General features: G+C 41.4%; 22 protein-coding genes. 8 read left to right on the top strand and 14 right to left on the bottom strand.

Features of this window, described 5'->3' with window-relative positions:
- The first annotated feature begins 5 nt into the window (after positions 1-5).
- The 7 genes from EV695_RS10385 (at position 6) to EV695_RS10355 (ending at position 8698) form a co-directional block, all read left to right on the top strand.
- Complete coding sequence (locus EV695_RS10385) at positions 6-3170, top strand: efflux RND transporter permease subunit (protein WP_131905853.1); 3165 nt, start codon at positions 6-8, stop codon at positions 3168-3170.
- A 227-nt stretch (positions 3171-3397) separates the two neighbouring features.
- Entirely contained in the window at positions 3398-4435 is a 1038-nt protein-coding gene (locus tag EV695_RS10380; RefSeq protein WP_131905852.1) for a lipid A deacylase LpxR family protein, read from the top strand.
- A 238-nt stretch (positions 4436-4673) separates the two neighbouring features.
- Positions 4674-6455 carry an acyl-CoA dehydrogenase C-terminal domain-containing protein gene (locus tag EV695_RS10375; protein ID WP_131905851.1) on the top strand — a complete coding sequence of 594 codons (1782 nt, stop codon included), beginning with the start codon at positions 4674-4676 and terminating at the stop codon, positions 6453-6455.
- A gap of 3 nt (positions 6456-6458) precedes the next feature.
- Positions 6459-6674 (top strand): DUF1289 domain-containing protein, encoded by a 216-nt coding sequence (locus EV695_RS10370; RefSeq protein ID WP_131905850.1) that lies wholly within the window; start codon positions 6459-6461, stop codon positions 6672-6674.
- A gap of 60 nt (positions 6675-6734) precedes the next feature.
- The gene (locus tag EV695_RS10365; protein ID WP_131905849.1) at positions 6735-7496 is read left to right on the top strand and encodes an ABC transporter substrate-binding protein; all 762 of its coding nucleotides are present in this window, start codon (positions 6735-6737) and stop codon (positions 7494-7496) included.
- Between the two features lie 95 nt (positions 7497-7591).
- On the top strand, positions 7592-8179 hold the full coding sequence (locus tag EV695_RS10360; RefSeq protein WP_131905848.1) for a cob(I)yrinic acid a,c-diamide adenosyltransferase: 588 nt from the start codon (positions 7592-7594) through the stop codon (positions 8177-8179).
- 48 nt (positions 8180-8227) lie between these two features.
- Positions 8228-8698 (top strand): acyl-CoA thioesterase, encoded by a 471-nt coding sequence (locus tag EV695_RS10355; protein ID WP_131905847.1) that lies wholly within the window; start codon positions 8228-8230, stop codon positions 8696-8698.
- On the opposite strand, the gene EV695_RS10350 is transcribed toward EV695_RS10355, so the two are convergent.
- Complete coding sequence (locus EV695_RS10350; RefSeq protein WP_131905846.1) at positions 8695-9510, bottom strand: enoyl-CoA hydratase-related protein; 816 nt, start codon at positions 9508-9510, stop codon at positions 8695-8697. The two genes, EV695_RS10355 and EV695_RS10350, sit on opposite strands and share 4 nt — an antisense overlap.
- A 304-nt stretch (positions 9511-9814) precedes the next feature.
- On the opposite strand from EV695_RS10350, the gene EV695_RS10345 reads away from it, so the two are divergent.
- Positions 9815-11149: an MBL fold metallo-hydrolase gene (locus EV695_RS10345; protein ID WP_131905845.1), complete on the top strand. Its 1335-nt coding sequence runs from the start codon at positions 9815-9817 to the stop codon at positions 11147-11149.
- A 287-nt stretch (positions 11150-11436) separates the two neighbouring features.
- On the opposite strand, the gene EV695_RS10340 is transcribed toward EV695_RS10345, so the two are convergent.
- The 13 genes from EV695_RS10340 to EV695_RS10280 all read right to left on the bottom strand — a co-directional run bounded on the left by EV695_RS10340 (position 11437) and on the right by EV695_RS10280 (position 25315).
- Complete coding sequence (locus EV695_RS10340; RefSeq protein ID WP_131905844.1) at positions 11437-11928, bottom strand: GNAT family N-acetyltransferase; 492 nt, start codon at positions 11926-11928, stop codon at positions 11437-11439.
- Between the two features lie 105 nt (positions 11929-12033).
- Positions 12034-12771 carry a Shedu anti-phage system protein SduA domain-containing protein gene (locus EV695_RS10335; RefSeq protein WP_131905843.1) on the bottom strand — a complete coding sequence of 246 codons (738 nt, stop codon included), beginning with the start codon at positions 12769-12771 and terminating at the stop codon, positions 12034-12036.
- A 96-nt stretch (positions 12772-12867) separates the two neighbouring features.
- Positions 12868-13461 carry a hypothetical protein gene (locus EV695_RS10330; RefSeq protein WP_131905842.1) on the bottom strand — a complete coding sequence of 198 codons (594 nt, stop codon included), beginning with the start codon at positions 13459-13461 and terminating at the stop codon, positions 12868-12870.
- Between the two features lie 105 nt (positions 13462-13566).
- Entirely contained in the window at positions 13567-14313 is a 747-nt protein-coding gene (locus tag EV695_RS10325) for a peptide arginase family protein (RefSeq protein WP_165874678.1), read from the bottom strand.
- A 1174-nt stretch (positions 14314-15487) separates the two neighbouring features.
- Positions 15488-15952 (bottom strand): CYTH domain-containing protein, encoded by a 465-nt coding sequence (locus EV695_RS10320; RefSeq protein ID WP_131905840.1) that lies wholly within the window; start codon positions 15950-15952, stop codon positions 15488-15490.
- 147 nt (positions 15953-16099) lie between these two features.
- A complete protein-coding gene (locus EV695_RS10315) occupies positions 16100-16804 on the bottom strand; it encodes an SDR family oxidoreductase (RefSeq protein WP_131905839.1) in 705 nt (234 codons plus the stop codon).
- A 302-nt stretch (positions 16805-17106) separates the two neighbouring features.
- On the bottom strand, positions 17107-17898 hold the full coding sequence (locus EV695_RS10310) for a substrate-binding periplasmic protein (protein WP_131905838.1): 792 nt from the start codon (positions 17896-17898) through the stop codon (positions 17107-17109).
- Between the two features lie 511 nt (positions 17899-18409).
- On the bottom strand, positions 18410-19504 hold the full coding sequence (locus EV695_RS10305; protein ID WP_131905837.1) for a CaiB/BaiF CoA transferase family protein: 1095 nt from the start codon (positions 19502-19504) through the stop codon (positions 18410-18412).
- 29 nt (positions 19505-19533) lie between these two features.
- Positions 19534-20766, bottom strand: a complete 1233-nt coding sequence (locus EV695_RS10300) for a phenylacetate--CoA ligase family protein (protein ID WP_131905836.1) — start codon at positions 20764-20766, stop codon at positions 19534-19536.
- A 145-nt stretch (positions 20767-20911) separates the two neighbouring features.
- Positions 20912-21724 (bottom strand): ABC transporter ATP-binding protein, encoded by an 813-nt coding sequence (locus EV695_RS10295; protein WP_131905835.1) that lies wholly within the window; start codon positions 21722-21724, stop codon positions 20912-20914.
- Positions 21725-21853: 129 nt separating this feature from the next.
- Complete coding sequence (locus tag EV695_RS10290) at positions 21854-23146, bottom strand: ABC transporter substrate-binding protein (RefSeq protein WP_131905834.1); 1293 nt, start codon at positions 23144-23146, stop codon at positions 21854-21856.
- A gap of 87 nt (positions 23147-23233) precedes the next feature.
- Positions 23234-24310, bottom strand: a complete 1077-nt coding sequence (locus tag EV695_RS10285; protein ID WP_131905833.1) for a branched-chain amino acid ABC transporter permease — start codon at positions 24308-24310, stop codon at positions 23234-23236.
- A gap of 3 nt (positions 24311-24313) precedes the next feature.
- Entirely contained in the window at positions 24314-25315 is a 1002-nt protein-coding gene (locus EV695_RS10280) for a branched-chain amino acid ABC transporter permease (protein WP_131905832.1), read from the bottom strand.
- Between the last annotated feature and the right edge of the window lie 29 nt (positions 25316-25344).

The raw sequence follows: 25344 nt of genomic DNA, 5'->3' as shown, positions 1-25344 counted from the left end.
CGGTCATGATTTTCGATCTCTTTATACGCAGGCCTCGTCTTGCGATCGTTATTTCGCTGATAATTACGCTAGCGGGTTTGATTTCAATTCTGGTCATTCCAGTATCTCAATACCCGAATATCGCTCCACCTACGGTTAAAGTGACGGCGAATTATTCTGGTGCTGATGCCCTTACGGTGGAAGAGTCTGTCGCTCAACCGCTGGAAAATGCCATTAATGGTGTGACGGGTATGACTTACATGAAGTCTACATCCGCTAATGATGGTTCATATTCCTTGAACGTAACCTTTGATTTGGATACTGATCCGGATATCGATACGGTTAACGTGCAAAACCGGGTGAATCAGGCGGAATCTCGTTTACCTCAGGAAGTGCGCTCGACTGGAGTTACGGTATCTAAGGTTTCAACAGATATGTTGCAAGTCTTTATGTTCCGTTCAACAGATGACAGTCACGATCAATTATTCTTAAGTAATTTTGTCTCTCTGAATGTACTCGATGAGTTGAAACGTGTGCCGGGCGTAGGTGATGCCTCTGTATTTGGTGTGCGTGATTACTCCATGCGTATCTGGATTGATCCACAAAAGCTTGCTGATTTCTCAATGACATCCAGTGACGTGATTGCAGCGATTGAATCGCAAAACTTGCAGGCTGCGGCTGGTAGAATTGGTGCAGCGCCGCTGAGTTCAGATCAACGTTTGCAGTTAACCATTACGACCAAAGGTCGTCTGAAATCAACGGAAGAGTTTGGCAATGTCATCCTTCGTAGCCAAACCGATGGTTCTCAAGTACGTTTAAAAGACGTGGCAAAAATAGAGCTTTCTGCGGCTAATTTTGACACCGTCGCTACCAACGATGGACGACCAGCAGCGCCAGTAGGTATTTACCTTTCTCCGGGTGCAAATGCGGTTGAAGTGGCATCGGCTGTATCTAAACGTCTGGAAGAACTTCAGGTACGTTTCCCTGATGGTGTGAGTTACGCCTTTATCTACAGCACCGCAGAATTTGTCTCTGCGATGATGGAAAGAGTTATAGGTACATTGCTTGAAGCATTTGCTTTGGTTGCCTTGGTTGTGTTTATTTTCCTTGGTCGTTTTAAAGCAACATTGATTCCTTTAATTGCCGTTCCTGTTGCTGTCATAGGAACCTTCGCGGTTCTGTTAGCGTTTGGATACTCGGTCAATACCATCTCATTACTTGCGCTGGTGTTAGCCATAGGTATCGTTGTTGATGATGCCATACTGGTGGTCGAGAACGTCGAAAGGGTGATGGAAGAAAACCCCGAATTGACCTCCGCGGAGGCGACGAGTAAGGCCATGGGAGAAATTGCCGGACCGATAATCGCGATAACGCTGGTGTTGTTATCGGTGTTTATTCCTGTCGCATTCCTCTCTGGAAGTAGTGGTGTTTTATTCCGTCAGTTCTCGATTACGATTTCTGCGGCAATGGTTATCTCTGCAATCAATGCATTGAGTTTATCGCCTGCATTGTGTGCAGTATTTTTGAAGCCGGGTCAGCCGCGCGGAATCATGCGTAGTATCACAAATGGTATCAATAAAGTCGGAAATGGCTATGCGGCGATCGTTAAGCGTCTGGTTCGTGTTGCTATTTTAGGCGTGGTTATCATTTTTGGTGTTGGTTACGCAAACTTTAGTATTTTCCAGTCTACTCCTAGTGGCTTTTTACCTTCAGAGGATAAAGGTTACATCATGGTAATCTTCAATCTGCCTCCGGGTGCATCGCTTAATCGAAGTACGCTAGCAGCGCAGAAAGCAGAAGCAGTCATCAAAAAGGAATCTGCCGTTTCTAGTGTTACAGCGGTTGTTGGTATTGATTTGCTCGGTGGTGGAGCGGCATCAAATGCCGGAGTGTTATTCGTGCGTCTTAAAGATTACGAGGAACGTGAATCAGCTGATATGCATTCTACAGCAGTGGTAAGACGCTTGTTCGGATCGTTGTCTACCATTCCCGATGGTTTCTTCATTGCACTGAATCCACCAGCTATTCAAGGTGTGGGTCAGGCGGGTGGTTTCGAATTTATACTGGAAGGTCTACAGGGTCAGGAACCTTCGGAAATGGCTGCGACCATGCGCGGCATCGTTGTTGCCGCTAATCAGGCGCCACAATTATCACGTGTATTTTCAACGTATGAAGCGTCTACCCCACAGATTAATCTAGAGATTGATCGTGACAAGGTACAGACTCTGGGTGTGAATCTCGCGGATGTATTTACTGCACTCCAGGCAACACTGGGTGGATATTACATCAATGATTTTAATATGTTTGGTCGTACCTGGACAGTACGTATGCAGGCTGAAAAGGAATTCAGAACCAGCCCTGAGTCTATCTATGCGATACAGATTAGAAATAGTGCGGGTGAAATGATTCCACTTTCGACGGTTGCACGCGCTACTTTGGGCGTCGGCCCAAGAACAGTGGTTCGTTACAATAACTATCGTGCGATTAGCATTAATGGTAGTGCTGCTGCGGGAGCTGGTGACGGTGAAGCACAGCAGGCGATGGCAGACTTATCTGCAAAAACGCTACCGAATGGATATGGTTTTGAATGGACCGGTCAAGCGCTTGAACAACAAAAGTCATCAGGACAGACTTTAATCGTTTTAGGTTTGGCGTTACTTTTCGCTTATTTATTCCTGGTTGCACTGTATGAAAGCTGGAGTGTTCCAATACCGGTACTATTGTCGGTATTAGTGGCGATGTTGGGAGCCATGTTGGCGTTAATGCTAACGAGCTCAACCTTTGTTCTGTATGCACAGATAGGTATCGTCGTGCTCATAGCACTGGCGGCGAAGAACGCCATTCTGATGATTGAATTCTCATTAGAACGGCGCGCCGAAGGTCAAAGCATTCTTCAATCTGCGGTGACAGGTGCACATCAACGTTTCCGTGCAGTTATGATGACGTCTTTTGCGTTTATTGTGAGTCTTATTCCATTGGTTACCTCTACGGGTCCTGGTGCTGACAGTATGTTCGCGGTAGGTCTGCCGGTTCTTTCGGGAATGCTTGCGGCTTCAACAGTGGGTATCTTCCTGATTCCGATGCTTTACGTGGTATTTCAGCGTATGCGTGAGGGTGATTGGTATCACCGAGGTGGTGAAACTGAAGAACTTCTCGATGCGAAAGAATTGTCAGAAGATAGCGCTAAGTAACCGCGCCAAGCAGAAGCAGAAGCAGAAGCATAAAGCCGCAGAGAAATAGACAGCTAAGGCTAGTTGCATCTATTTAAAAAATAGAAACGTTTTAAAGTATCAGGCCGTTATATGTTTATCTCTATAAACATATAACGGGCATTAAGTGATGAAAAAACTGCCTGAAAGTATGGGGGTGCCTTAAACCTCCCATTTTTGCTGTTTTGACCCGATAAAAAAGTAAACTCATGAAAAATAGAATATCCCCAAAAATTGCCGCCCTTGTTATTTGTCTGATAACCGCTAGTCAGTCACAGGCAGATACAAACAACAACGACACAAACACCAATAAAACCAAAGAACCTGTTTATTGGAGTGTCCAGTTAGAGAATGATTTATTGTCTGGTGGAGACGACCGTTTTTATACCAGCGGACTTCAGGTAAACCGGACTAAGCGACATTCTCCTCCGCAGTGGCTGGATAATATTAGTCACAAGCTTCCCTTTTTTATAGACAGTGAAAATAAAGGTGGCGGATATTCATTCGGACAAAAAATATTTACCCCCGAAGATATATCCGTGAGTGAAGTCATCGAAGATGATCGCCCTTATGCTGGCTGGTTATATGGAAGTGCTTCCTTAGGAGCAGTCTACGAGGATAAGGCTAACTACCGTGCCATGAATGCTTATGAATTTACCGTAGGTATTGTTGGGCCATCATCTCAAGCTGGAAATCTACAGGAAGAAATACACCGGATTACTGGCTCTGAAACAGCAGAAGGTTGGGATAATCAGTTGCATGATGAACTCGGTTTAATGGCGACTTATGTACGTAAAAGTGAGCACTTCAGAAGCTTGAACAACGGTCTGGAATACTCATGGTCACCCCATCAGGTACTTGCTTTAGGCAATGTTTATACCTATGCGGGCGGCGGAGTCATGTTTCGTTTTGGCGATAACTTAAAAACAGATTTTGGCCCTCCTAATATCAAACCGGGCTTTCCGGGCAGTGCATTCTTTAGTCCGACAAAAAACCATAACTGGTATTTCTTTGGTGGAGTAGAAGGGCGTGCGGTTGCGCAAAATATATTTCTTGATGGAAATACCTTTAAAGATAGCCATAGCGTGGATAAAGAGAATCTAGTGCTGGATGCTCAGTTAGGATTTTCGTATCAGCACGATAATATGCGTTTTTCCTATAGCCATGTATTGCGCTCAAAGGAATTCGAATCACAAGATAAATACGCTAACTTCGGTTCTCTGAATGTGTCGTATTATTTTGACTGACTGGGTTTGCTTTACTCGCTCCTATTGTTGACATAACTACATATTCTTTCTATGTTTTTATGTTACATTTTCATCTTACGTTTACGTAAACGTAAATTATTTATCTGGGATTTTTTTTGATTACTTGCTAAGCTATATTTCAAACACCATGATGTTATTGAAAGGTTATCGAAATGGTAACGTCATGAAAAAGAATCCAATAATAATCTGAATTAAATTCAGAGGAGAGAAAATCTAGATGTCTTATGAAGCACCATTAAAAGAGATGCAGTTCGTATTAAAAGAACTGGCAGATATTAACGCTATAGCACAACACCCGGGGTTTGAAGATGCTACACCAGATATGGTGGAAGCGATCCTGAAAGAAGCAGGTAAGCTGGCTTCACTTGTCATCGAACCATTAAATAATATTGGGGATCAGCAAGGTTCTCGATTAGAGAATGGCGTGGTAGTGAATCCTGATGGGTTTAAAGAAGCGTATCAACAATTTGTAGAAAATGGCTGGCCGGGGCTTCATCAGCCGACCGAATTTGATGGTCAGGGTTTACCTTTCTTAATGCAGTCTGCGGTTTCTGAAATGTGGAATGCATCAAACATGGCATTTGCGTTGTGCCCGATGCTAACGGCAGGAGCTATCGAAGCGATTAATGCTCACGGTTCTGACGAGATCAAAAAAACCTACTTACCAAAAATGGTGAGTGGAGAATGGACAGGCACAATGAATCTGACGGAACCTCAGGCAGGTTCTGATCTTTCTGCGGTTCGTACACAAGCGACCAAAGAAGGGGACCATTATTTAATCAAAGGCTCTAAAATATTCATCACATGGGGCGACCATGAGATGACAGACAATATCGCGCACCTTGTGTTAGCACGTCTGCCAGATGCACCAGAAGGTGTAAAAGGTATCTCATTGTTTATCGTACCTAAATACCTGATCAATGAAGACGGAAGCCTGGGCGAACGTAATGATGCAAAAGCAGTATCACTGGAGCACAAGCTAGGTATTCACGCGAGCCCGACCTGTGTCATGAGCTTTGGCGATGAAACAGGTGCAGTTGGTTATTTAATCGGCGAAGAAAACAATGGTCTATCTTGCATGTTCACGATGATGAATCACGCAAGATTAGAAGTGGGAATGGAAGGCGTTGGCTTATCTGAAGGCGCATACCAACACGCACTCGCGTATGCAAAAGATAGAACTCAAGGTTATAGCCCGGGTTCAGAAGGTCGAGTATCAATTATTCACCATGCTGATGTACGTCGTATGCTAATGCAAATGAAGGCATTCACAGAAGCAGGGCGCGCCTTGGCTTACGTTGCAGCTGGTGCACATGACCACGCTTACCAATCGACAGATGAGAAAGTAGCTGATTTCCAACGTCGTCGTATGGATTTACTCACACCTATCGTTAAAGCATGGTGTACTGAAGTTGCTCAGGAAGTCACTTCATTAGGAGTTCAAGTTCACGGTGGTATGGGCTTCATCGAAGAAACTGGCGCTGCACAATATATGCGTGATGCGCGAATCATTACCATTTATGAAGGCACAACCGGTATTCAGGCGGGTGACTTAATCGGTCGTAAAGTGCTCAGAGACAAAGGCGCTACAGTGTCAGAATTGATTGCAGAATTGAATGAGTTCGAGACGACGCTTAAAGCACAATCGGGTGATGACTTTGCCATTATGTCGACACAGTTTTCTGCGGCATTGAAAGCTGTTACAGAGTCAACGAAATGGGTATTAGAAAAAGGTATGGAAACACCACATAGCGCTGGTGCTGCTTCGGTTAATTACTTGATGCTAATGGGTACTGTATTAGGTGGTTGGTTGATGGCGAAAAGTGCATTGGCGGCGCAACGTGAAATCGATGCGGGCTCAACGGATGAATTCTTCAAAACGAAGATTCTGACGGCACGTTTCTATGCAGAACATATCCTGCCACGCAGTGAGGCTTACGCCACTACCGTGCAATCGGGCGTAGGTGCGATCATGGATTTATCCATCGAAAACTTCTGATAGATGAGCGAATCAAATCAACAGGCTAGCGCTGAAAAAGGCGCTTTTCAGACTGCGGTACAGTCTCCTTGTATTAATATTTGTGATTTAGATGACGATAGCATCTGCGTTGGTTGCTATCGCGCTATTGAGGAAATTGCAGGATGGGGTATGTTGGATAACGTTGAAAAACGGGACGTTCTCGAACTTGCTAAAAAACGTCGGGAAGCTGCCGAATAAACAGTGTTAAATTCGCCAGAAAATCGACAGCAGAGCTTTCCCATTTCGGTGATAGACCAAATGGGAGAGACATGCACCTTGGCTGCCAGGCCGATTCGTATCGTTTCTTTAGTGCCTTCACAAACTGAATTACTGTTTGATTTGGGGCTATATGCGGAAGTCGTCGGAATCACCAAATTCTGCACTGATCCTGAAGATAAAGTAAAAAATGTGAAAAAGGTAGGAGGTACCAAAAAGTTTAATTTTGATGTCATTGCCGAACTTAAACCCGACTTTATTATCGGTAATAAAGAAGAAAACTACGAAGACGGAATCAATCAGCTGAAACAGGATTACCCTGTCTGGATGAGCGATATCGTCACGCTGGATGACGCCTTAGACATGATTCGGCAAATCGGGGTGTTAGTAGGTGCCGAAACCAAAGCCAAGAATATGGCTGATACTATCCATAATGACATGAGTCATCTAGGGAAAGGTTTAAACAAAACAGCCGCTTACTTTATCTGGCAAAAGCCCTATATGGTTGCGGGTAGCGATACCTTTATTGATGAAATGATGAAGTGTTGTGGCTTGCAAAATATCTTCGCCAATCAAGACCGATATCCAGAAACGGAAATAGATATTCTGCAACAACAAAAGCCTGATGTGGTGATGCTATCCACCGAGCCTTATCCGTTTAAAGAATCTCATGTTGAAGCGCTGCAGAAAATATTACCCGATTCAAAAGTGATTTTAGTCGATGCAATGTACTTCTCTTGGTACGGTAGTCGATTATTAGGAACAGCAGATTACCTGCGTTCTCTGAAAAACAAGCTAGAATAACTACAAGAAGATGTAAAAAGCTGTAACAAGTAGCCTGTCTATACAGGTAAAAGAACAGGCAAAAAAAACAGGAAGAGACAAACGAGTAAATAAATATGGGAAATAGAATATCAAAAGTTTATACCCGCACGGGTGACAAAGGTAGAACGGGCATTGCCGGAAATATTCGTCTGGATAAAGACGATTTGCTAATACAAGCGATAGGAGAGGTTGACGAACTCAATTCTGAAATTGGGGTAATCGTGGCTTTTTCTTTTGATTCTGAAATCAACGCTGAGCTACAAGGCATCCAGCACGATTTATTCAATATTGGTGGCATGTTTGCCTATCCAGAATTCGATGGTTTTACGGTATCCCGCGTTGATGATCTGGAAGCGTCTATCGATAAATACAACGGTGAATTACAACCACTCAAAGAGTTTATTTTGCCAGGTGGAAATAAAGAAGCAGCTCTCGCCTTAAAAGCACGCGCAGTTTGCCGCAGAGTTGAGCGCGGTCTGGTTACCTTAATGCACTTTTATGCAAAGAATGATGTCGACTTTGAAAATGCCAGTGAATTTCAAATCATCGGTGCTATTCGTTATATCAATCGACTCTCGGATTTATTGTTTACCATGGGACGTGTTTTGAATAGCCGCAGCAATACCGATGAAATCATGTGGGCGAGCCACCGCACCACATAAAGCCAAAAAGTTCTAAGTTTCATACAATAAAAAAGAGGCCGATTTAACATGGGAGAAGAAACCAAACACCTTGAAGATTATCGTCAGATGGAACGATCTGACTTTAATTACTTCTTTGAAATGCCAACCCGTTGGGGAGATTTAGACGCGTTTGGGCATGTTAATAATACCCTGTATGCGCGTTATTACGAGTCAGCCAGACTCGGTTATTTTGAATCATTAATGGATATGCGTTTTGACCCTGAACTATCTTCGGGTGTAATACACGCAGACATGAAGATCGCGTATATCAAACAGTTACATTATCCCTCCGATATAGACGTTGGCTGTCGAATTAGTCGCATGGGAAATAGCAGTCTGGATTTAGATGCCGCTATTTTTCTTAAGGGTAGCGACACCTTGATTAGTACCTCAAGAGCAATTCTGGTCTGGTTTGATTACAAAGCCAATGTGAATAAACCCATTCCAGAAGAAAACCGAAAAATGATTATCGATTTCGAGCGAATTACACCCGCTTAAGAACCGCTAAATTTAGGCTTTCGTTTCGCCAGAAATGCATCAACCGCTTCATGGTGGTCATTAGTGTGATGGCACATTGCCTGAACATTAGCGCAGTTTTCCAGAAATTCGGGCAACTCTTGTTGTTGCGCGTGTTTCAGTAAACGTTTGGTGTGTCGAATCGTTAAGGGAGGTTTAGAGGCAATGGAGCCAGCCAGTTCCATTGTTCTATCTAACAGATTATCGGCCTCGACAACATCGAGTAATAAGCCAAGCTCTTTAGCTTCTTGTGCCTCAACCAGACGACCCGTAAAGGTTAATTCAGCGGCTTTTTGATAACCGATGAGTCGCTGTAAAAACCAGGCACCACCATCGCCGGGAATAATACCCAGGTTGATAAAGGTTTCACCAAATAGCGCATTCGTAGAACCAATACGGAAATCGCACATACAGCTAAGATCCATACCTGCGCCAATGGCAGCCCCATTAACCGCAGCAATAATAGGAATTTCAGCTTTATGAATAGCTAAAGGAATGCGTTGAATATTTTGTCGGTATTGCTTTTGGATATCATCAACAGAACCACCAAACATGCCGGTTTTATCCTGCATTTCTTTAATGTTTCCACCGGCACTAAATGACTTACCAGAACCCGTAATAATGAGTACAGACACATCACTATTCGCATTTGCCCAGGCAACGGTATTCACAATGTCATCTACCAGCGTGGTGCCCGTTAGCGCATTACGGACATCGTCACGTTCAAAGGTGAGCGTGGCAATACGGTCTTTTAAAGTGAGAGTAGAATCGATTGTTTTGGCGAGTGCGGACATACGTAAAACCTTGGCTTTGCTTGAGTAATAAAGAGGAATATTTGATTTTGAATTTTACCATAATTAACGTAATAAAAGAGTTGGAACAGCGTTTTAACAATTCTGAAAAAGCTCCCGTATACACGCTAAGTCATAGTGTCGCTTTAGCAAGCGAGCTATGTCTAAGCTTTGGCATAGATATTCGGCTGCGCCTCACCCTTCGGGTCGTCGTCATTGCATTCCAACGTTGTCTCGGCTTTGCCTCGGCTGAGTTGTCCATTTCTGAAAAACGAAATGACAATCTCATGCTAAGTAGGGGGGTGGCATGTTAGAAGCCGTTGTAGCGATATTTGTCCACGAGAATGATATTTACAGTATCAGACGTCAAAATTACCTCAAAGCATTCCCCGGATACATAGCCTTTCCTGGTGGCAAGGTCGATCCGGAAGATTACGAATTCGATTTTCAACATCCTTTGATTGAAGAGTATCCCGCGCATGAAATGGGCGCATTATTCCGCGAAATAGATGAAGAGCTGGGTTACTCCATCGAAACAGCGATGAGTCAGAATAACGTCACCGAAGTCTCAAAACTGGGCACCGCAGTCACGCCACCTTTTGAAAAGTTTCGTTTCAACGCGCACTACTACAAAGTCGTGTTAACAGAAAAACCCGAGTTAGCCGCTGATGATGGTGAAATCGCCTGGGCAGGTTGGCTGCCGCATTCCGAACTGAATGAAAAATACCACTCGGGTGAAAGCCTGATGGTCGTGCCCACGGTAAGAACCATCGAACACCTGTGTGAAGATATCACCACTCAGGAAATTCCAAAGCTAAATCTGGAATACGATGTAGAACAAGAATTACCCTATGTCGAATTATTAAAAGGCGTGGGCTATATACCCGTACCATCAAATACCTTGCCTCCGGCGCATACCACCAATAGTTTATTATTAGGTGAAGAAAGCAGTCTAACGTTGATTACCGATCCTTCTCCTGAATCCGATGAGGTTCTAACCAAGCTCATCAATACCCTGCAAGATCTCAACGTGGAAGCCATTCTGCTAACACATCACCACCCCGATCATCACGAAAGAGCACCACAACTCGCGCGTCATTTAAAACTTCCCATTTTGTGTTCGAAAATCACCCAGCAACGCTTATTAAACAGATATGGAAAAGACTATTTAGACGGCATCGAAATTAAAACGATTTCACAAAATGACAAAATAACAACATGGTTAGGCAAAGACGTGATTTGCCACGAACTCCCCGGACACGATGACGGCATGGTCGGTTTAGCCACCGATGATATGTCATGGTTTTATGTCAGTGATTTAGTCGAGCCATTTACCACAGTCGTAATCCCTGAGCCAGAAGGGGATATGCAGGTGTATTTCGATACCCTGCAACGGGTGATTGATATGAATCCCAAAGTGATTATTCCCTCACACGGAATTCCCATGGGAGGGATTCATTTGCTAGAGCAAACCTTGCAACATCGGATAGAACGCGAACAGCAAATTATCAATTTGGTGAATGGTGGTTTAGACGAAAATGCAATTGTCGATAAATTGTATGGTGGTTTGGATGAGAGATTACTGCCGTTAGCGCATCAGAATGTGAGGCAACATTTGAGGAAAATTGGTGTTGCCTTCTGAGGCTTACCAAAAGCCAAGGAAGTACATCGTAGATTCCGTAAGGAATTGTCGATGCGCAGTGGTCGAACTAGGGATGGATTAAATACGAAGTATGTTAAGGGGTTCGTAATGCTTACCAAAAAGCCAAGGAAGTACATCGTAGATTAATTCAGTATTCTTAATGTATTTAAAAAATTAAGGCCACCCCCATACTTATAGGCACTTTTTTAATATAACGTCTTGCTTAGTGAAAGCGAGTAGTTTTCCGATGAAGCAACTTGTATGGTTACTTGTTATACATTATATATTCAAATGTTTGCATCGAATCGTTGTTCAGTTACTTTTTTACCCCATTGTTTACCAGTGCTTTCTTTGGTTAAGGAAAACCCATATTTTTCATAGAGATGTCTAGCCGACCCTAGCCCCTGAAATGTCCAAAGATAAACATTACTATATTTTTTTTGTTCGCAGAACCCCATTGCCTGTTTCATTAAATAATTTCCAGCTCCTTTACCTCTGAGCTTATCAGATACTATAAACCAACGTAGGTGAGCTGTTTTATTCTTTTCAGATGAAGCATCAATAGAAATAGAACCTTCAATATTTCCATTAACTGCAATAGAAAAAATTCGATCATCAGCTTCATTGTACTTTGAAATAAATTCAGACATTTCAGTTGCTACTTTGATTTCAAAATACTCTTCAAATCCCCAATTTTCAAAATAATATAAGGAGTGCAACTCAGAGACACGTCCAATTACACCTGGGGTATAACCTGTAATTAATTCAAAGTCATTCATGCGATATATTTTCTAGTACTTTTCGTGGGGAACACGGGCACATAACGCCTTGCTCAGCTGAAAACGACGAGCGCGAGCGAGTTGGTTTTCCTATCCGGCAATTTGTTAGATATTTTTAGGGTAAAAAGTTTTTTTTCTGTACGAACGTAACTTTAAAGATTCAAAGTGTCGAAAGACAGTTAAAATATCAATGGTGTTGCTAGATGCACACTCTATATTGCTTGCAAGTCTATCATAACTCATTACTTTTAATTCTTCGCCAAGAGACTTTTCAAGGTTTTGCCATCTATCTTTCCTAACCCTATTGTTTATTTCTGACCTTCTCCCATAAACTAAATAAGCCTTAAAAGATTTATAATCATCGGAGGTATCAACCCTGTAATTCACTATGTCATTAAATGATTTATCCAAGTATGTGCCGTTTTTATTGAACCATAGTTGCCAGTCTTTAATTTGTTGTAAAGCATGGTTAAAGTATGATGAAAACTGATCTCCTTTCGTAAATATATTTTTATTAGGATCTTCTATCTCAATTAATGTGTATTGCATGTTCATAGAATTCCTAGAAACGAATGCAAAATCGGTAATGTGATCAGAACCAAGAGGCATTTTTGTAACTATAGTGTCTTCCATGACACCATTATGTAAATCTCGTAAACCTGGTAAGTAGTATAAAGAACCTTCCAGGAACTTTTGCATTTCAGATTCATTCTGGCAATTGTCTAGTAATTTATGAAACTGTTGGATGGAATTTTGTAACTTAGGAGCATTCTTTTCTATATCTGATAAAGTTTCAGAAATAACATCTGCTAATGTTGTATCTTTATTTTCATTGGATTCCATTATATTCTATTTCCAAACTAATTATTATCATTTGTCTAACGCCTTGCTAAGGGGAAACCGAAGCAAGGCGTAGGTTTTCCCTGATTAAGCAACTTGTTAGTGATTTGTAATGCTTGTAATTGCATTGTCACACCTTCTTAACCAATGATCGAAAAGTTCTTTGCTTAATTGTAACCTTTTATTTTCATCCCAATCTGTTTGCAAATTGTATTTTTCAGCAACATCTTTGTTTTGCAAGTAATGAACTATTAAAAAATTTATATCTAAGTGCAAACCCTCAGATATCTTGTTATAGAAGCTAACGTCTTTGTTTTGTTCATCCCATAGTTTTTTGGCTTTTACAAAATCGTTTAGTTCGACATTGTCAGCAGACATTAAATCGTTTAACTCTTTAATATTTGGTTCTATTGAATTTGATATGTATTCATCTTTTCCTTCTACATCTAATTCAGATTTTTGCATTTTATTAAATTCTGTTTTTCTAACTTCCAAGTAATATGCAGATGTAAGTTTGTGATTTTCCGCAAGGATTTCTAAAGTTCGAGCTACTTCAAATAATTGTCTAGTAAAAGTGATAATACATAAATTTAGATTTTTTGATGTTAGCAAGTTTACAGATTCGCTAATCTCTATAATTGCTTTTTTATATAACTCAAAAGTAGACTTTCTCAGTTTTATTGAATCTAACATGGTATCTCTATCTAAGGTGCTTCACTCACTAACGCCTTGCTCAGCGGAAAAATGCGAGCGAGAGCGAGTAGTTTTTCCGATGCAGCAAATTGTTATGCATTTTATTTAGCTATTTTCTAACAAAGCAGAATTTGGTGGTAGGGTAAAATCAATTTCTAGTTTTTTAGTTAGTAAAGAACATAGGCTTTCGGCTTTTTCCCACCCTCCGCAACACTCTGGGCTAAGGCAGATTGTAAGAACCGAAATAATACCTTTATCTAGTGAATCTTTTATTATTTGAAATGCTCCCTCAATAAAAGTATCCGAATACATAAGTTCGTATTGGTCGTTTTGCTTACTAAAAAAATAATCTAAATCTAAGTTTATAATCCATTTATTGTTTGAGTAAGTTGATAAATATTCTTTGGTGTTTTCTATAAAAAAATATGGTTTAACTTCTTCAAATAGAATATCAGGTTTGGTCCCTTGAAGATGTGTTGCTGTAAATAATTCATCTAATGTATCTGGATATAAATAGTAAAAAAGCGATAAATAATTATCCCATGTGATTGCTGGGTGTTTTCCTAGGCCTGTATCATCACCTTTAATATCTAGATATTGTTGTAGGTCAATCTTAGTTAAGTCGGGTAAATTTTTAACCCATTCTTGGTTTTCTATAGTTCTTGTATCGTAATGCGCATCTATGTGAAATAGGTTGTACTTATTTTCAACAGAAATCTCTTCTAGCCAACACCATAAAGCTGCTCGATGATTGTCCATTATATAAATATTATCTTTTTTCCAAAGAAAGTTTTGATTAAAGGCAGTTGAAACGTTTCTTCCTTTAAAAGGTAAAATCCATTCTTCTTTCATTAACATACCTTTGTATTGTTGCATAACAGTCTATTAAGAAGGACTAAGTCCCTCTTAATAATATTATAGGGAATCCTTCTAATTCTTTTTTCGTTTTTTTACTGATCATATAAGTTCTTAATAAAAAAGAGCTTTCTGATTTCCGTCTGGTTTATAGTACTGAGAAGCAGGGACTCGTCCCTGTTTTTGTTCGATTATTGTATGTAAACTAAATTAACCAAATAAGTTTTAGTTATTATGCCAGATTTTTGTTACCTACTCATTGGTTCTATGTGTTCATTTATTACATAAGTAGGGGGTGACTTTTCCAGATTGAAATCTGTTATCTATCACCGAGTAATTTTTTCGTAGCTTGGTGACTTGTTTCTTTTCCTCGAATAATTAGTTATCGGCTACGAGTTCATTTATTTTGCTCAGCCAAAATAAACGAACCAAACAAAAGGCTGCCCACAAACAAGCCGCAAGCGGTTCCCTCACTACTCGATAATTAACTAGATTTTAGAACTCGTTCCTGACGTCACTCAAACAGCTAAAATCTTTAACGTTAATTATCTGCGTGGCTCGGCTTGTTTGAATGGGATCAAACGACATCGCCAGATTTAAAAAAGTGACTCGTAGCCGATAACCCAAAACACGAGGGAAAGAACAAAGTTCATAAGCTACGAAAAAGCCCACTCAAATATTAATCAAAAAAAAGTGCCTAGCTCTGCATAAATTCTATTTACGTTTTCAAAAAACAAAAACGTAATATCATTCAAAGTGGGGGGGGGGGTGACCTAAAAATAACTAAAACAACCCAAAGTCCAATCTAACGACCTAATTCCCTTAGAAAGCAACGAGCATCGCAGTAAATAATGGATCAGGATGAAGGTTGTTTGAGCGACGTTAGGAGCGAGTTCCCTTCATCCCCATTATTTAGTAGAAGCGCAGTGAACCCGCAGGGTGCTTTATCGGGACGGCTATTCTTTGGTTACTTTCTTGTAGCTGTAGACAAGAAAGTGACTCGTAGCCGTTAACCAAAAGTACGAGGGAAAGAACAAAGTTCACAAGCTACGAAAAAGCCCACTCAAATCTAAATAAAAAAGTGCTCGAAAGTAGGGGGGTGACCTAAGAATAAGTAATTAAATTGAACATCAATCCAATAATTTGGATCTCTTACAGCCTCATAAAATTATTACCATTGGCTATAAGGATTACTCAATAACGAAACATTAAAATATTTCGGGTCACCTGTAACCTCTTCAACAATCCATTTAGGTAGAGATACACTTTCAGATTCAGACTGAACCTCAACCTCAGCAACCACTAAGCCCTCATTCTGGCCGTGAAAGATATCGATTTCCCACGTGTGGTTTTCATAAATAATTTCATATCTGGTTTTCTCGACAACGCCTCCACTACATAGCTCCTTGATAATATTCGTCGCATCATCTACCGGGATTTGATATTCAAATTCTGAGCGCGTGAAACCAGTAACCTCTCCTTTTAATGTAAGAAAGGCTTCATCACCTTTGATTCTTGCTCTTACCACGGTTTTATCATTGGTGCCGATAAAGCCTTGTGATATTAGCTTTCCATCAGGCAGATCGCCGATGAGCTTAAGATCTATCAAAAACTTTCTTTCTATTTCTTTAGCCATGATTTTCTTTACCTGGGAAAGAGGACGAATACTTTTTATATTTTATATTTTATTTTCAGATCAAAGTATATTTAAAAAATGCCCCAAAGTAGGGGGGTGACTTAAGATAAATCATCCCCCTGTATTGATTGCATCTACAGAATTGGATTAAGAAAGTAGCAAGCCACCGTCAACATCAATCGTCGTACCGGTAACAAAATCATTCTGAATCGCGAAGATTATACCTTGAGCCACTTCTTCTGGTTTACCGGCCCTTGGGATTAGATTTTTTGCGGTGAGTTTATTGTAATGTGCTTCACGCGCTTCACCTTCAAGTGCCACCATTGGCGTGTCGATTAAACCAGGCGATACGGTATTAATACGCTTTGGCTTAATTTCTTTTGCAACGCCACGAACAAAGGCTTCAACCGCGCCACCGACCGATGAAATGGCGATTTGTCCCGGATTGCAATAACGTGCAGGTGTGCCACTGACTAATACGATTGCACCGGAATCAGAGAGTTGTTCTAAACCATAACGAACCACATTGGTATAACCCCAGAGTTTCGCGAATGACGCTTGGTAACCATCCATATCCATTTCGGCGAATGGGCCAATTGCACGTCCGCCACCGGTGGCTGCACTGACTAAAATATCGATAGGGCCGCATTCTGCAAATAATGCTTGAACGGCTTCTTTGTCGAGTACATCACATTTCTTTACGCTGGTGTTTGCAGGTAGTTCTGTGACTTTATCCGGGTTACGACCAACAGCAATAACCTCAGCGCCCAAGTCAGATAGCTGTTGTACTGTGGCTAAACCGATACCCGATGTGCCGCCGAATACGAGCGCTTTTTTGCCTTTTACTTCCATTGTTAATTTACCTTTATAGAATATATGTTTTATTGGGTTTTTGATTGTAGTACATATTGATGAAAGTGGTTGAAGCGATGAGATTCAGATAGCTCGAAATAAACAATTTGGTCGAACGAATGTGCTAGTGCCATTCAGTGTTTATTAGAGTAATAGATTAAAAATGTGCCCCCGCAAAGCATAAATTTTATTTACGTTTTCAAACAACAAAAACCTAATATCAATTCAAAGGTGGGGGTGGCTTTATTTATTTTTGAGCTTTTAGTTATTGTTTTGAACAGCGTAAATGAAAGTTGATGGATTTAATGGAAGTCAAAATTTCGCTGAATTTCTTCAAATGTTTTTTCATATTCCATATCGGTAAGTACATCTATCATCTTCTCGAACATGCCCATTTTATCAGTGATAATCGAAGGTTTGGAGAAGAGAATATACACGGGTCTGACGGGCTCAAAGTACAGAGGCAATAATGATATTTCTTCTGATACACCCATTTCTCTCAGAAGGTATTGCGTGGAGAAATTTGGAGCTATCAAAACGTCAATTCTTCCAGCAAGAAGCTTCTTGATAGATTGTTCATAGGTGGCCGTTTCTTCGATGGTAAATTGACCTTCTTCAATCGCTTTTTCTAAGTCCTTATTGAAAGATACACCTCGAATTTTTCCTATTACTTTTCCACTAAGGTCGTTGAGTCCTGTGATCGAGGATAGGTCTTCCTTTTTGACAAATATCCTCATTGATGACCATGCTATCGGGATATCAACATAAACCGCATATTGTTCGCGTTCTTTATTTTTGTATAAACCGATAGCTCCATCTAACTTACCATCTTCCAGATATTGTAGGAGTCGTTCATGGGGATATGGTTCGAGGTCTATGTCGATACCGCTACGTAAAATTACTTCTTTGATGATATCAATATATACGCCCACATATTCCCCATTTTCTTTCCATTTGCGGGGGTAGGTTTCAGTATCACCAAATCCAAACTTAAGCGGTTGGGCATAAGCCGTGTGAAGTGAAATAAAACCACTACACATGATCATTGCTAAAGAGCTTATCATTTTGAATCTAACTTTTTGGCTTATGTTCATAGGTGCTATTTATTGATAGATTCTTTTGGATGGGAAGATGATTGAAGGTAATGAATTATTAAGTAGAGAAATTGACTATTTTTTAGCGGGATGTTTGGAAAATTCACGATTGTTTTCTGTGAATTTCTTTGATCAACAATGTCATTTCTATGGTTTAAGGATCATTCGTTTTTGTAAAGCCTTGCGATGCTTCAATTCTGGTGATTTTTTAGGTTGTGTAGCATACAAGATTTTTGCTGTTTTTTATAGATTTAAATAGTAATTATAAAAGAGCCTAGCTTTGTATAAATTCTATTTACGTTTTTAAAAAAACAAAATGAGCCGAGATTTAACGAGACAAAAGCATTGTTTTTAATGCTTACCCGTAGGGAAGGCGAAACCGCATAAATATGATTCCGCAAAGCAGAGATTCCTTTGGTCATTTTTAAACAACAAAATGAAAAGTCACTTAAAAGTAGGGGGGTGGATAAAGAGCTATTTTCTGTTTGGCTAATTGTTAATAATTTTAACGTTAGTAAACCCAGTTAATATCATCCACATTGTCTATTAGGGTGAGGGCATCTGCTGTTTCTACTGCCTGACCATCTACCCACGCTGCAAATTGTGGATTAGCATCTTTCAAATTATTCCGCGAAATAACCTGCGGATGCTTAGCCACTTCATCAGCCAATAAAATAGGTTCGTAACAGCAATCCACATTTTCAAAAAGAACATTCCAGTGAGACAGTGTTTCGCTTTTAAACATATCGCTTAGGGATTGAATCAGTGATGTTTGCGGTAAAGCATCGGTTTGTTGATCAATCCATTCTGGTTTGGAGACAGCCTCACAAAACGCCACCCAGAACTTTGCTTCTATCGGCCCTAAGGCGATAAAGCGTCCATCAGCCGTTTGATAGATATTGTAATAAGCCGCGCCGCCATTTAATAACAGCGTTTCGCGTTGTGGGTTATCGTTATTCGCACTTTCATAAAAGTTTAAGTATTGCCAGGCCAGTGCCGATTCATACAAGCTGATATCAATGAAAGCGCCTTGATGAGTATGCGTGCGACTCAATAGCGCTGCCAGTATCGTATTAGCGGCTTGCATTGCCCCTGCATGGTCTGCAATGGGTGGGAATGACATAACGGGTCGTTCGCGAGTCCCTGAATTGCTCAATGCGCCACTGACTGCGCAGTAGGTCAGGTCATGTCCGGCTCTCTGTTCGTATGGACCGTTTTGTCCGAAGCCTGAAAGGGCACAATGAATCAGTGTCGGGTTGATCTTATCTAAGGATGCCCGATCAAACCCTAAACGAGCCATGACTCCGGGTCGAAAAGATTCGAGGAGTACATCGGCATCTTTAATCAGTTTCCTCAGCGATTCTTTTCCGGATGCTTGTTTCAGGTCTATATTAACAATGCGTTTGCCACGATTGAGATGTTGGTAGATGGGAGAGTAGTCAGATTTATTATTGGAATCTGACATGAAGTGTCGCATCGGATCACCCGCTGGTGGTTCCACTTTGATGACATTAGCACCAAGATCGGCGAGTTGCCTGGTCGCGTAGGGACCAGGTATATATTGTGAGAGATCGAGTATTTTATATTGAGAAAGAAAAGTGTTCATATTCTCAACGTTGCCCTAATCATGATTAACTAGTCGTAGTCTCGTGCATCTTCGATAACCGTGCCATCGTTAGGAAGGCTACCAATATCGACAAATTCAACTTCACCACGCAGCTTGCAGATTTCTCTGATACTGTTGCTTATATTGCTATTGAGTTCGTCAGACGCGTTATCTGTTTCACACTTTAAGGTGAGTTGATCGCTTTCATTTTCCCAGCTAACAACCAAACGAACCTTTGTTAATTCTGGGTGGCGTTTGAAAACTTTATCAACCTGTTCCGGGTGGATGAACATGCCGCGTACTTTGGCGGTTTGATCGGCTCTTCCCATCCAGCCTTTAATGCGTTTGTTGGTGCGTCCACATGGGCTTTGTCCTTCCATAATGGCGGATAAATCACCTGTCGCAAAACGGATTAATGGGTAATCTGGATTGAGGCTAGTAACGATGACTTCACCGACTTCTCCCTTTGCGACTGGGTCGCCAGTACCGGGTCTGACGATTTCCAGATAGATACCTTCATCCACAATTAAACCTTCCTGAGCTTCTGATTCATAGGCGATTAAACCTAAATCAGCAGAAGAATAGCATTGATATACCGCGATACCTTTCTCGGCGAAACCTGCGCGAATAGAAGGTGGAAGTGCTTCACCTGTGACTAATGCTTTGTCGATTGATGTGACATCAGAACCTAGTGCTTCTGCTTTTTCTAAAATGATTTTTAGAAAAGAGGGGGTGCCGATATAGCTATCAGGTTTTAAGTCTGCAATGGTTTGTACTTGTAATTCAGTTTGTCCCGTTCCTGCTGGTATAACAGCACAACCCAGAGCTTGCGCACTGTTTTCGAGCATCAAGCCAGCGGGTGTAAAGTGATAGGAAAAACAGTTGTGAGAGATCCCGCCCGAACGAAATCCTGCTGCGTAAAGCGAGCGTGCAAATCGAGCAAAATCTTCTTTTTTTGTACCGGGTTCGTAGATAGGGCCGGGTGAGGCAAAGATATTGGCGAGCGTAATGCCTTTCGCGTCTAATCCACCAAAAGGACGATTTGTCTTTTGTTGTTCGATGAGTTCAGATTTGCGTGTGATTGGCAACTTTGCAATATCTTCCGCAGAAGTAATGCTCGTTGGGTCTACATCTTTTAATACGGTTGCGTAAGCCGCAGTATTCTCTTTGGCGTGCGCGACTTGATCTGCAACGGCTTGTATTAGGGCTTGTTCACGATCAGCTGGGTCTCGGGTTTCAAGTGCATCGTAAAAATCTGACATAGTGCTTTAGTCTCAACGGTTTAAATACAAATACGGTTTAAATATAAAATAAAATAGCAGGTGTTGATAATATTCGCTTAATGTTAAGTAAAAAAGACACCCCCCACCTTTGAGGCACTTTTTTATTAGGCTATTTAATGGTTTATCACGCTAACCAACGTTTACGACGACGGTAGTGTTTAACATCGCGGAAGCTTTTCTTATCACCATCACTGAGTCCGAGATAGAATTCTTTAACGTCTTCGTTTTCAGAAAGTGCTTTGGCTTCGCCATCCATAACCACACGGCCATTTTCTAAAATATAACCATAGGTTGCGTAGCGTAATGCGACCGAGACATTTTGCTCGGCGAGTAAAAACGTAACGCCTTCTTTTTCATTCAAAGACTTTACGATTTCAAAAATTTCTTCAACCAACTGAGGGGCTAATCCCATCGATGGTTCATCCAGTAGGATTAATTTGGGTTTTGCCATGAGCGCGCGACCAACAGCAACCATTTGTTGCTCTCCACCAGAGGTATAACCTGCCTGGCTTTTGCGGCGTTCTTTTAGGCGTGGAAAGTATGTATATACTTTTTCCAGATCTTCGGCGATGGCTTTGCGACCATCTTTACGGATGTAAGCACCGGTTAACAGGTTTTCTTCTACCGTTAAATGTTCAAAACAGTGACGGCCTTCCATGACTTGTACCACACCTTTTTTAACTAACTCGGTAGGGGAGAGGTCCTGGATTTGTTCGCCTTCAAAAGTGATAGAGCCTTTGGTAACTTCACCACGTTCTGTTTTAAGAATGTTTGATATGGATTTGATGGTAGTTGTTTTGCCAGCTCCGTTAGCACCTAGTAGAGCTACGATTCCACCTTTAGGCACATCTAGGGATACCCCTTTAAGTACAAGAATGACGTGATCATAAATCACTTCGATATTCTTAATGCTGAGGATATTGTTTTCTGTCGACATAATTAACTATCACCAGGTTAGGGTTATAAAATGAATTTTTTTAAGAGAGAGCCGCCGTTAAAAAGGAGGCTCTCCCAGATTAAAGACTACTTGTTATTGCAGTAGCTTAATTTAGCTTGTTACTATGATTTACTTACAATCACGTTCTTTCATACTATTTTCTTTAGCGTAAGCTGCAGAGTCTTCTGCGATTAATGGATCAATCACTGAACGATCTGATTCTACGAAGTCAGTAATTAATGACCATTTCTTCGCTTTAGCATCCCATTGCTGGATAGCACCTAAACCAGGTCCACCATGATTCGCACAAGTCACACTGATTTCAGGACCAAATCCTTCTAAACCAAGTGCTTTCATACGATCCTGGTCAATCTTGAGAGATTCCATACCGTCACGCATCTGTGCACCTGTAAGATCTTTGGTGTTGTGGATTTTTTGCGCGTTAGCGGCCGCTTCTGCTGCAAGCATTGCTGCGTACATGCCACGATTGTATAAAGCTGTACCAAGGTTAGAACCGTCACCGGCTGCTTTACCTGTATCTTTCACATACTTTTTAAGTTCTTCAAATATTGGATAGTCATCACCAACACCATGGAACGTAACCGCTTTATAGCCGTTTGCTTTATCGCCAGCTGGTAATACATCATTTTCAGAACCTGACCACCAAATACCGATGAACTTGCTCATATCAAAGCGAATGTTAGTCGCTTCTTTGATTGCTACCTGATTCATTACACCCCAACCATACATGATGATGTAATCAGGACGGTCACGACGAAGTTGAAGCCATTGTGATTTTTGCTCTTGACCAGGATGGTCTACAGGAATGAGCGTTAACTTATAACCGTGTTTTTTAGCCAGTTCTTCCAGTGTACGAATTGGCTCTTTACCGTAGGCAGAGTTATGGTAAACAAGAGAAATTTTCTTACCTTTCAAATCACCTTTTTCTTCATCAGAAATGTGTTTGATAATAACTGACGCGCCATCCCAGTAATTAGCAGGGTAGTTAAATACGTGACTGAACACTTTACCGTTAGCAGCTGATGTACGACCATAACCCATTGTGTGCATTGGAATATCGTCAGCCGTTACTTTAGGAATTAACTGATATGTAATACCGGTCGAAAGTGGCTGATAAATCAAAGCGCCTTCTTTGGTAGATTCATAACACTCAACACCCTTAGCGGTGTTATAGGCAGTTTCACATTCAGGTGTCAGGATCTTTGCGCCGCCAATTCCACCATCACGTTCATTCAATAATGTGAAGTAATCTGCGTATCCATCTGCAAACTCAGCTCCGTTAGGCCCGTAAGGTCCAGTACGATAACTAAGCATTGGGAATGTAAGGTCAGCCGCTACAGGGACAGATGTCGCCAGTATCGTTGCTGCCACAAGAGCTGCACCAAATTGTTTTATTTTCATATTTACTCCTCTTATAAACATACTAATCGTCAATGTATTTATTTAAATAACTATTACACTGCACTGACGCCTTTTTCACTTCCTGACCTAATGGGGGAACGGCCAGAGTCGTAATTTCTCTTTCGTCATACGCCATAGCTGTGCAAGCCCATGAGGTTCAACGACTAGGAAAAACATTATCAACGCACCTATAAACAATAGTTCAAGATGTGCTGCTAAATCGGCTGGCCAACCAAACGCACCAACCATGATATTCTTCATTAAAACAGGTACCAGTATCAGGAATGCTGCACCCAGGAAAGATCCTAAAATACTGCCAAGCCCGCCGATGATAACCATGAATAACACTAAGAATGATTTGTCGATACCAAAGGCTTCGCCCGGTTCTGCTGAACCAAGGTATACACCAAATAACATCGCCCCTGACATACCTATATAGAACGAACTCACCGCAAATGCAGATAATTTTGCCTGTAGTGGTGGGATTCCTATAATTTCTGCCGCGATATCCATGTCATGAATAGACTTCCATGCGCGACCTATTCGGCCCCTGGTCAGGTTTCGCGCAATAAAGGCAAATATGGTTACCAGGGTTAAACAGAATAGATAGGTTGCCCAGGAGGGTGCTGATGGCCCTGATATAGCTATACCAAACATCGTACGCTCTGGGGCCGTGATCATTCCTGATGATGAGTAGTTGTAAAACCACGGGATTTTATTGAACATCCAGATCAAGAAGAATTGCGAGGCCAATGTGGCAACAGCCAGGTAGAAACCTTTAATCCTTAAACTGGGCAGTCCAAAGGCGATTCCGACGATGGCGGTGATAATGCCTGCAAGAATAACGACAAAAAAGATATTCAAACCCGGAAAGGCGATCATCAATTTATAACAAGAGTAGGCACCTACTGCCATGAAACCGCCAGTTCCTAAACTTACCTGACCACAATATCCGGTTAGAATGTTTAAACCCAACGCAGCCATTGACCAAACAAGGAAGGGTACTAATACAGATTTTTCCCAATAGTCGTTGATGAAAAAAGGTACTACAAAAAAAGCAAAGGCAAGCAGTACCCATACCGCATAGCGATCTAACTTTATTGGAAAGGACTGCTGATCATCAGCGTAATTGGTTTTGAAATCCCCAGATTCTCTATAAAACATTGATTAAACCCTCTCTATGATTTTTTCGCCGAACAGACCTTGTGGTCTGAACATTAGGAAGGCTAAAGCCAGAACATAAGCAAACCAGTTTTCGGTTGCTCCACCAATCATGCCGCCAATTGAAAATTCAAATAATTTCTCACCCACACCGATAATTAAGCCGCCGATGATTGCTCCGGGGATAGATGTAAACCCACCAAGTATTAATACGGGAAGCGCTTTCAGTGCGATTAAAGATAAGGAGAATTGAACACCGGATTTAGAGCCCCACATGATGCCTGCAACCAATGCAACGAAGCCTGCGAGTGACCAAACGATTATCCAGATAGTTCGAAGAGATATACCTACGGTTAATGCTGCCTGGTGATCGTCTGCTACGGCACGTAAAGCACGTCCGGTTTTTGTGTATTGCGAGAATAGGGTAAGTGCAATAACCAGTAATATGGCGATACCTGCGGCCCATACATCTAATACATCAATATACATACCGTAATATTCTGTGCCTTCTGCCGCCCAGCCTTTGGTGAAATCTTCTAGCCAGAGAGAACCACCAGAAGGTAAACCTACATCCATGGTTTTGATATCAGCGCCCCACATAAGATCGCCAAAACCTTCCATGAAGTACGCTAATCCTATGGTTGTCATAAACAGGATAATAGGCGCCTGATTGACCATGTGTTTGAGGACTATTTTTTCTAATAGCCAGGCAAAGATAATCATCACAATCATCGTCAGGATGATCGCGAGGAAGGTGTTCATGCCGCTTCCCCAGTGATGAATTTCGGTACCGAACATGGCATTAATCAGATGGGCAAAGGGAACTTGTCCCGTTTGAAAGCCAACCAGTGTAAGTGCGGCAAATAATGCCATAACGCCTTGAGCGTAGTTGAATATACCTGATGCTTTAAAGATTAAAACAAATCCTAAAGCGACGAGAGAGTACATGATTCCGGCCATTAGACCATTCAAGATAACCTCAAGTGCATTGAGAAATAATGGACTCATTGTTGGCTCCTTGCGTGTGTATTTAAAAC

It is taken from the genome of Cocleimonas flava, assembly GCF_004339015.1.
GTDB classification, from domain to species: Bacteria; Pseudomonadota; Gammaproteobacteria; order Thiotrichales; family Thiotrichaceae; genus Cocleimonas; species Cocleimonas flava.
Note: the sequence above shows the minus strand (reverse complement) of the source record. Positions and strands in the feature narration are given on the sequence as shown.